A 7,934-nucleotide genomic window follows, 5' to 3' on the forward strand; every position below is an offset into this window, starting at 1 on the left:
CGCCCGTTACAAGCAGCAATTAGTTTGCTGCTGCGTTCAGACCAGCCTGGTCAACGGCAACGCCGGCGCCCATGGTGGTAGAGATGCTGACTTTCTTGATGTACACGCCTTTCGCCTGAGCAGGTTTAGCTTTTTTCAGCGCAACCAGCAGAGATTCCAGGTTTTCTTTCAGTTTGTCAGCATCGAAGTCCACTTTACCGATGGTGGTGTGGATGATGCCGTTTTTGTCGTTACGGTAACGAACCTGACCCGCTTTAGCGTTTTTCACAGCTTCAGCAACGTTAGGAGTTACGGTACCAACTTTCGGGTTTGGCATCAGACCACGTGGGCCCAGAACCTGGCCCAACTGGCCAACAACGCGCATTGCATCCGGAGAAGCAATAACAACGTCAAAGTTCATTTCGCCTTTCTTGATCTGATCAGCCAGGTCTTCCATACCTACCAGCTCAGCGCCAGCTGCTTTAGCAGCTTCAGCGTTTGCGCCCTGGGTAAAGACGGCAACACGTACTGAACGACCAGTACCGTGTGGCAGAACGGTCGCGCCGCGCACGTTCTGGTCAGATTTACGTGCATCGATGCCGAGGTTAACAGCAACGTCCACGCTCTCTACGAATTTAGCGGTAGCCAGTTCTTTCAGCAGAGCAACAGCTTCGTTGATGTCATACTGTTTAGTCGCATCAACTTTGTCACGGATCACGCGCATGCGCTTGGTCAGCTTAGCCATTTCTTAGTCCTCCACTACCAGGCCCATGGAACGAGCAGTACCTTCGATAGAGCGAGTCATCGCTTCTACGTCAGCACCAGTCATGTCCGCAGCTTTGGTTTCTGCGATTTCACGTACCTGAGCACGAGTTACTTTACCGACTTTATCTTTGTTCGGCTTACCAGAACCAGACTTGATGCCTGCTGCTTTTTTCAGCAGAACGGCAGCCGGAGGCGTTTTGGTAACGAAGGTGAAAGAACGGTCGCTGTATACGGTGATAACTACTGGAGTCGGCAGACCCTTTTCCAGTGATTCTGTTTTGGCGTTGAACGCTTTACAGAATTCCATGATGTTAACACCCTGCTGACCCAGAGCCGGACCAACTGGTGGGCTCGGGTTAGCCATACCAGCTGCAACCTGCAGCTTGACGTAGGCTTGTACTTTCTTGGCCATGATATTTCCTCTATTGGGTATAGCGCCTGGCGAACAGGCTCCCCGTGATAACGATTTATACGCTGTTGCCAGCGCATAAAAACAAAAGGCGCGAAATTATAGGTAAATTTCGCGCCTTCCGCAAGAGCTAAAAAGTGAACAAAAGGCTTAGCCTTTCTCTACCTGAGCAAAGTCGAGTTCAACCGGCGTTGCACGGCCGAAGATAGAAACAGAAACCTTCAGGCGGCTCTTCTCGTAATCCACTTCTTCGACCACACCGTTGAAGTCGGCAAACGGGCCGTCGTTGACACGCACCATCTCGCCTGGCTCGAACAGCGTTTTCGGACGCGGCTTATCACCCACCTGCTGCAGGCGGTTCATGATCGCATCCACTTCTTTATCACTGATCGGTGCCGGACGGTCAGAGGTACCACCAATGAAGCCCATTACACGCGGTACACTGCGCACTAAGTGCCAGCTGGCGTCATTCATCACCATCTGGACCAGTACGTAACCAGGGAAGAATTTGCGTTCGCTTTTGCGACGCTGGCCGCCACGGATTTCCACGACTTCTTCAGTCGGCACCATGACTTCGCCAAACAGTTCTTCCATGTTGTGCAGTTTGATATGCTCTTGCAGCGACTTGGCTACGCGGGCTTCAAAACCGGAAAACGCCTGAACGACGTACCAGCGTTTTTTTGGAGCTTCAGACATCTCAGAACCTCAGGCCAGTGATAAACGATACCAGACGGACCAGAATACCATCCAGCCCCCACAAAATCAGTGACATCACGGCAGTGACCGCGGCAACGATTAACGTGGTGTGCAATGTTTCCTGGCGAGTTGGCCAGATGACCTTACGCATTTCGGTTCTTGCTTCACGTGCAAAAGCCACGGTTGCTTTGCCTTTGGTAGTCAGCAACGCAATGCCGCCCGCCGCAGCGATCAACACCACGACAGCCAGCGCGCGTAAAGGCAGTGTCACATCGCGATACAGGTAGTTACCGACGATTGCTACCAGCAGCAATGCGATCACAACTACCCACTTTACCGCTTCCAGGCCGCGCCCGCTCCCTTGAGCTTCGGTATTCGCACTCATAAACCAACCTGCCACAATAATTCAGAAACTATTCTGCCCCGCAGAGCGAGGCATCCAAACCGAATGCGCTTTTGGGCATAACTCGGTATCCAGCGCCGTAATACAGAGCCTGTCTCAGCAATGATTATGATCGAAAATCACTGATGAGCCAGGTTCTGGTTAACAGCGTACAAAAAGGGCATCAAATGATGCCCTTTCCGTGTGCATTGCGTCAAATATTATCGCTATTACGCGATAACTTTAGCAACAACGCCCGCGCCAACGGTACGGCCGCCTTCGCGGATTGCGAAGCGCAGACCTTCGTCCATTGCGATTGGATGGATCAGGGTAACAACCATTTTGATGTTGTCGCCTGGCATTACCATCTCAACGCCTTCTGGCAGCTCTACTGAACCGGTTACGTCAGTGGTACGGAAGTAGAACTGTGGACGGTAGCCTTTGAAGAACGGAGTATGACGGCCGCCTTCGTCTTTAGACAGAACGTAAACTTCTGACTCGAACTGGGTGTGTGGCTTGATAGTGCCTGGCTTAGCCAGAACCTGACCACGCTGGATCTCTTCACGCTTGATACCGCGCAGCAGAACACCACAGTTCTCGCCTGCCTGACCCTGGTCCAGCAGCTTGCGGAACATTTCAACACCGGTACAGGTAGACTTGGCAGTCGCTTTGATACCAACGATTTCTACTTCGTCGCCCACTTTCACGATGCCGCGCTCAACACGACCGGTAACAACGGTACCACGGCCAGAGATTGAGAATACGTCTTCGATTGGCAGCAGGAACGGCAGGTCGATAGCACGGACTGGATCCGGGATGTAGCTATCCAGGTGCTCAGCCAGCTCAACGATTTTCGCTTCCCACTCAGCTTCGCCTTCCAGCGCTTTCAGCGCAGAACCGCGTACGATTGGGGTATCGTCGCCAGGGAAGTCGTAAGCAGACAGCAGGTCACGCACTTCCATCTCAACCAGTTCCAGCAGCTCTTCGTCATCAACCATGTCGCACTTGTTCAGGAACACGATGATGTAAGGAACGCCAACCTGACGACCCAGCAGGATGTGCTCACGGGTCTGTGGCATTGGGCCATCAGTCGCAGCAACAACCAGGATCGCGCCGTCCATCTGCGCAGCACCGGTGATCATGTTTTTCACATAGTCGGCGTGGCCTGGGCAGTCAACGTGTGCGTAGTGACGGGTCGGGGTTTCATATTCAACGTGAGAGGTGTTGATGGTGATACCACGAGCCTTCTCTTCTGGCGCGTTATCGATCTGATCGAATGCACGCGCCTGGCCGCCGTAGGTTTTAGCCAGAACGGTGGTGATTGCCGCAGTCAGAGTGGTTTTACCGTGGTCGACGTGACCGATGGTGCCCACGTTTACGTGCAGTTTGTTACGTTGAAATTGCTCTTTAGCCATCGCTTGTCCCTCTAAGACACGGATATATCAAAGATATCGTCACATTAACCAGGCAAAACCTGATGTTAGTTTTACAGAGAGAGAATCAGGAGAGAGATAAAGGAAGTGGTGCTGATACCCAGAGTCGAACTGGGGACCTCACCCTTACCAAGGGTGCGCTCTACCAACTGAGCCATATCAGCACATCTGGAGCGGGCAGCGGGAATCGAACCCGCATCATCAGCTTGGAAGGCTGAGGTAATAGCCATTATACGATGCCCGCATCCTGGAACTCGGCTACCTGTTCTTTCTGTAGCTTATGAATAATAAAAGAAGACCTTCTATTATTCGAGCCAGTCAGAGTTTCCGACTGACGGTGATCACGCTACTGCGCAATCTGAATTCGAAGGTGAGAGAGTTGAACTCACCCATCAGATAAGCCTTTATCTGACGCTCAACCGAGAGGTTGAGATGGTGGTGGGAGAAGGATTCGAACCTTCGAAGTCTGTGACGGCAGATTTACAGTCTGCTCCCTTTGGCCGCTCGGGAATCCCACCTACTTGATGGTGCCGGCTACCGGAATCGAACTGGTGACCTACTGATTACAAGTCAGTTGCTCTACCAACTGAGCTAAGCCGGCATCAAGTGACGCGCATTCTAGGAAGACCGGGTTCAGGATGCAACAAAAAAATTGCTAAATTCGCACTACCGCTTACTATTTGTGCAAATCCTCGCAAAACGCCCCGCCAGCGCAGCAAAAAGCAGCAAACATGGTGTGTTTTTCCGCCAGCCCACAGCCTGATTATTCTTTGATACTGCGTTAGCCTCATACTGTGATCATAAAAATGCGGGCCTGCTTACGAAAGCGTGCTCAGGTTTATCATTTTACTTCTTTTTAAAGTCACACTGGTGTTACCCTCCTGCCCATTGTTCTCGTTAAATTACCCCTGTGACGTACAACTGAGTTCGACACATCGCTGTATGCCTGTTGCTGCAAGGTGTTGATGAGCCAGAATTTGCGGTCAGATGCATGCTTATGAGTAAAAAAACGACGCCACTGACGACGCCCTACCTGCAGTTTGATCGCCAGCAATGGGCTGCGCTGAGAGATTCTGTACCGATGACGCTGGCCGCCAGTGAAATTGAACGGCTGCGCGGTATCAATGAAGATCTTTCGCTGGAAGAAGTTGCCGAGATCTATCTGCCGCTATCACGTCTGCTGAACTTCTATATCAGTTCAAATCTGCGCCGTCAGGCGGTGCTGGAGCAGTTCCTTGGCACCAATGGCCAGAAGATCCCTTACATTATCAGTATTGCCGGCAGTGTCGCCGTCGGTAAAAGCACCACCGCCCGCGTGCTACAGGCGCTGCTTAGCCGCTGGCCCGAACACCGTAAGGTGGAACTCATCACCACCGATGGCTTTTTGCACCCTAATGCGGTGCTGAAAGAGCGCGGCCTGATGAAAAAGAAAGGCTTCCCGCAGTCGTATGATATGCATCGACTGGTGAAGTTCGTATCGGATTTGAAATCGGGCGCCAGTCAGGTCACCGCACCGGTGTATTCACACCTGATTTACGATGTCATCCCGGATGGCGATAAGGTGGTGCAGCAGCCGGACATCCTGATTCTGGAAGGGCTGAACGTCCTGCAGAGCGGTATGGATTATCCGCACGATCCGCATCATGTATTTGTCTCAGATTTCGTCGACTTTTCAATATATGTTGATGCGCCAGAAAATTTATTAGAGCGCTGGTACGTTAATCGCTTTCTTAAATTCCGCGAAGGTGCCTTCAGCGATCCGGACTCTTATTTCCACCACTATTCTCAGCTGCCTGAAGAGGAAGCAGAGAGTATTGCACGTGGGTTATGGAAAGAGATTAACTGGCTGAACTTAAAAGAAAACATCTTACCTACACGTGAGCGGGCCAGCCTGATCATGACCAAGTCTGCGGATCATGCCGTGCAAAGCGTGCGGTTACGGAAATAGTATTAAAAACGCCCTGCTTTATCAGGGCGTTTAATGCATTACTGTTTACTGTGTTAATTAGCGGGACGTAATGAGATTTCCCCACCGACCCAGGATTTAATCTCACCATCCTGTTCCAGCAATAAACCGCCCTGCTTATCAATTCCGCGCGCAATGCCATGCACTTCACGATCGCCAATCAGCAGTTTCACCGGACGATGGATAAAGTTATCCAGCGCTTCCCAGCGGCCGACAAACGGCGCCAGCCCATCGCGTTCAAACAGCGGTAAAGCTTCACGCAGACGGTTTATCAACCTGGCGGCGAGTTCGTTACGATTGATCTCAATGCCGGCTTCCTGCAGATTGATCCAACCCTGATTGATTTCCGCCGTGCCTTCGCCCCGCATCACCAGGTTGATCCCCGCGCCCATCACAATTTGCGCCGCATCGCCGGTTTTACCGGTGAGCTCAACCAGAATACCCGCCAGTTTACGATCCTGCAGATAGAGGTCATTTGGCCACTTAACGCGGACGTCTGCCGCGCCCAGCGACTGGATAACCTCTGCCATCACGATACCAATCACCAGACTCAGGCCCATTGCCGCAGCTGGCCCCTGCTCCAGTCGCCAGTACATGGACATGTAGAGATTGGCGCCAAACGGCGAGAACCATTTCCGTCCGCGCCGGCCGCGCCCGGCCTGTTGATATTCCGCGATGCATGCATAGCCGGAGTTCAGCTGGTCCATGCGATCGAGTAAATACTGATTCGTGGAGTCAATAACCGGAATCACCGCCAGATCTGCCTGATGCAGATGCGCCAGGATCGCCTCTTCATTCAGCAGCTGAATCGGCGCTGGCAGGCTGTAGCCTTTCCCTGTCACGGTGTAGACATCCAGGCCCCAGCTTTTCAGCGTCTGAATATGTTTATTCACGGCAGCGCGGCTCATACCGAGCGCTTCACCCAGTTGTTCACCAGAGTGAAATTCGCCATCGGCCAGCAGGGCGACCAGTTTTAATGGAACGCTATGATCTTTCATGAAATCACCTCGACGGCGTTACGCTCGCCCTGCGCGCCAATGAAACGTACTTCTGGCTCCAGCCACACGGCAAATTTTTTCCCCACCTCCTGACGCACATGATGTGCCAGGGCGACAATATCCTGCGGTGTGGCATTGTCTTCATTGATCAGTACCAGTGCCTGCTGACGATGCACCGCAGCGCCGCCAAAACGGTAGCCTTTCAACGCACACTGATCGATCAGCCAGCCCGCGGCCAGCTTGACCTCACCACTGTGCTGTGGATAGTGCGGCATAGCAGGATAGTGCGTGAGCAATACCTCTGCCTGCTGAGCGGAAATCAGGGGGTTTTTAAAGAAACTGCCTACATTGCCTGTTACGCGCGGATCGGGCAGCTTACTTTGCCGCATATGGCACACCGCATTGAATACGTCCCACGCGCATACGGTGGCGGGATTGAGCTTCGCCAGATCGCCATAGCTCAGCACCGGTTTCCACTGCTTCGCCAGACGCAGCCCGACGGCCACAATCACATAGTCATGCTTCATCGCGTGTTTGAAGATGCTGTCGCGATAGCCAAACTGGCACTCATCACGGTGCAGACGCGTGACTGTGCTATCCGGCAGGTGTAACACCTCGACGTACTGGCAAATATCTTTAAATTCAACACCGTAAGCGCCAATATTCTGGATGGGTGCCGATCCCGTCACGCCTGGAATCAGCGCCAGATTTTCCAGCCCGGTGAGGCCTTTCTTTAGAGTGTGCTCAACCAACTGATGCCAGTTTTCGCCAGCACCAACGTGCAGATGCCAGGCTTCGTCGTGCTCTTCCAGGGTGATGCCTTTAATCGCGTTTATCACCACGCAGCCGGCAAAATCTTCGAGGAACAGGACGTTACTGCCCTCGCCAAGCACCATAAACGGCTGATTATTTTGCTGGCTGGCGTGCCAGGCAGAGGAAATGGCTTCTGCGCTATCCGCAACAACAAGCTTTTCAGCCGCGATTGCAAGACCCAGTGTGTTGAACGCTTTCAGGGAAGTCTGAGGGCTGGACATGTTACGGCCTTTACTGATTAATCTGGCCGTAGTTTACCCGATTGCACGGTTTTACAGTGGGGAGTTTTCGCGTTTTTAGCGGGAAATTTGCCGGAGTACGGACGTAAAAAAGCCCCGGACTTTCGTCCGGGGCTTCTTTACTGGTTTGATGCCTGGCAGTTCCCTACTCTCGCATGGGGAGGCCCCACACTACCATCGGCGCTACGGCGTTTCACTTCTGAGTTCGGCATGGGGTCAGGTGGGACCACCGCGCTGTTGCCGCCAGGCAAATT

General features: G+C 52.7%; 8 protein-coding genes, 4 tRNA genes and 1 rRNA gene. 1 reads left to right on the forward strand and 12 read right to left on the reverse strand.

What is annotated here, in order from left to right; genetic code table 11:
• Nucleotides 1–19 precede the first annotated feature (19 nt).
• From rplA to F3I21_RS22370, 9 genes are all read right to left on the reverse strand, one after another.
• Complete coding sequence (rplA, locus tag F3I21_RS22330) at nucleotides 20–724, reverse strand: 50S ribosomal protein L1 (RefSeq protein ID WP_021508208.1); 705 nt, start codon at nucleotides 722–724, stop codon at nucleotides 20–22.
• 3 nt (nucleotides 725–727) lie between these two features.
• The gene (gene rplK / locus F3I21_RS22335; protein WP_013507401.1) at nucleotides 728–1,156 is read right to left on the reverse strand and encodes a 50S ribosomal protein L11; all 429 of its coding nucleotides are present in this window, start codon (nucleotides 1,154–1,156) and stop codon (nucleotides 728–730) included.
• Nucleotides 1,157–1,303: 147 nt separating this feature from the next.
• Nucleotides 1,304–1,849, reverse strand: a complete 546-nt coding sequence (gene nusG / locus F3I21_RS22340) for a transcription termination/antitermination protein NusG (protein WP_010616908.1) — start codon at nucleotides 1,847–1,849, stop codon at nucleotides 1,304–1,306.
• A 1-nt stretch (nucleotide 1,850) separates the two neighbouring features.
• Nucleotides 1,851–2,234 (reverse strand): preprotein translocase subunit SecE, encoded by a 384-nt coding sequence (gene secE / locus F3I21_RS22345; RefSeq protein WP_021508209.1) that lies wholly within the window; start codon nucleotides 2,232–2,234, stop codon nucleotides 1,851–1,853.
• A gap of 227 nt (nucleotides 2,235–2,461) precedes the next feature.
• Nucleotides 2,462–3,646 (reverse strand): elongation factor Tu, encoded by a 1,185-nt coding sequence (gene tuf / locus F3I21_RS22350; protein ID WP_150059788.1) that lies wholly within the window; start codon nucleotides 3,644–3,646, stop codon nucleotides 2,462–2,464.
• A gap of 106 nt (nucleotides 3,647–3,752) precedes the next feature.
• Nucleotides 3,753–3,828, reverse strand: a tRNA-Thr gene (locus F3I21_RS22355).
• A 5-nt stretch (nucleotides 3,829–3,833) separates the two neighbouring features.
• Nucleotides 3,834–3,908 (reverse strand) — tRNA-Gly (locus F3I21_RS22360).
• A 189-nt stretch (nucleotides 3,909–4,097) separates the two neighbouring features.
• Nucleotides 4,098–4,182: transfer RNA gene (locus tag F3I21_RS22365), tRNA-Tyr, on the reverse strand.
• Nucleotides 4,183–4,189: 7 nt separating this feature from the next.
• Nucleotides 4,190–4,265, reverse strand: a tRNA-Thr gene (locus tag F3I21_RS22370).
• A gap of 396 nt (nucleotides 4,266–4,661) precedes the next feature.
• Between F3I21_RS22370 and coaA the strand changes: the two genes are divergently transcribed.
• Nucleotides 4,662–5,612: a type I pantothenate kinase gene (gene coaA, locus F3I21_RS22375; protein WP_058759911.1), complete on the forward strand. Its 951-nt coding sequence runs from the start codon at nucleotides 4,662–4,664 to the stop codon at nucleotides 5,610–5,612.
• A 53-nt stretch (nucleotides 5,613–5,665) separates the two neighbouring features.
• On the opposite strand, the gene birA is transcribed toward coaA, so the two are convergent.
• The 3 genes from birA to rrf all read right to left on the reverse strand — a co-directional run bounded on the left by birA (nucleotide 5,666) and on the right by rrf (nucleotide 7,928).
• Complete coding sequence (gene birA / locus F3I21_RS22380) at nucleotides 5,666–6,628, reverse strand: bifunctional biotin--[acetyl-CoA-carboxylase] ligase/biotin operon repressor BirA (protein ID WP_058759910.1); 963 nt, start codon at nucleotides 6,626–6,628, stop codon at nucleotides 5,666–5,668.
• Nucleotides 6,625–7,662, reverse strand: a complete 1,038-nt coding sequence (gene murB / locus F3I21_RS22385) for a UDP-N-acetylmuramate dehydrogenase (RefSeq protein ID WP_059012006.1) — start codon at nucleotides 7,660–7,662, stop codon at nucleotides 6,625–6,627. Before murB ends, birA begins: the two co-directional genes overlap by 4 nt.
• 150 nt (nucleotides 7,663–7,812) lie before the next feature.
• A 5S ribosomal RNA gene (gene rrf, locus F3I21_RS22390) occupies nucleotides 7,813–7,928 on the reverse strand.
• Between the last annotated feature and the right edge of the window lie 6 nt (nucleotides 7,929–7,934).

The sequence above is a fragment of the Pantoea sp. B_9 genome, from assembly GCF_008632015.1.
Taxonomy (GTDB): domain Bacteria; phylum Pseudomonadota; class Gammaproteobacteria; order Enterobacterales; family Enterobacteriaceae; genus Pantoea; species Pantoea dispersa.

Bases quoted from the DNA above. Each gene is read 5' to 3' on its own strand.
- secE (WP_021508209.1), bottom strand. From the start codon at position 2,234: ATGAGTGCGAATACCGAAGCTCAAGGGAGCGGGCGCGGCCTGGAAGCG.
- nusG (WP_010616908.1), bottom strand. From the start codon at position 1,849: ATGTCTGAAGCTCCAAAAAAACGCTGGTACGTCGTTCAGGCGTTTTCC.
- rplK (WP_013507401.1), bottom strand. From the start codon at position 1,156: ATGGCCAAGAAAGTACAAGCCTACGTCAAGCTGCAGGTTGCAGCTGGT.
- rplA (WP_021508208.1), bottom strand. From the start codon at position 724: ATGGCTAAGCTGACCAAGCGCATGCGCGTGATCCGTGACAAAGTTGAT.
- tuf (WP_150059788.1), bottom strand. From the start codon at position 3,646: ATGGCTAAAGAGCAATTTCAACGTAACAAACTGCACGTAAACGTGGGC.
- coaA (WP_058759911.1), top strand. From the start codon at position 4,662: ATGAGTAAAAAAACGACGCCACTGACGACGCCCTACCTGCAGTTTGAT.
- birA (WP_058759910.1), bottom strand. From the start codon at position 6,628: ATGAAAGATCATAGCGTTCCATTAAAACTGGTCGCCCTGCTGGCCGAT.
- murB (WP_059012006.1), bottom strand. From the start codon at position 7,662: ATGTCCAGCCCTCAGACTTCCCTGAAAGCGTTCAACACACTGGGTCTT.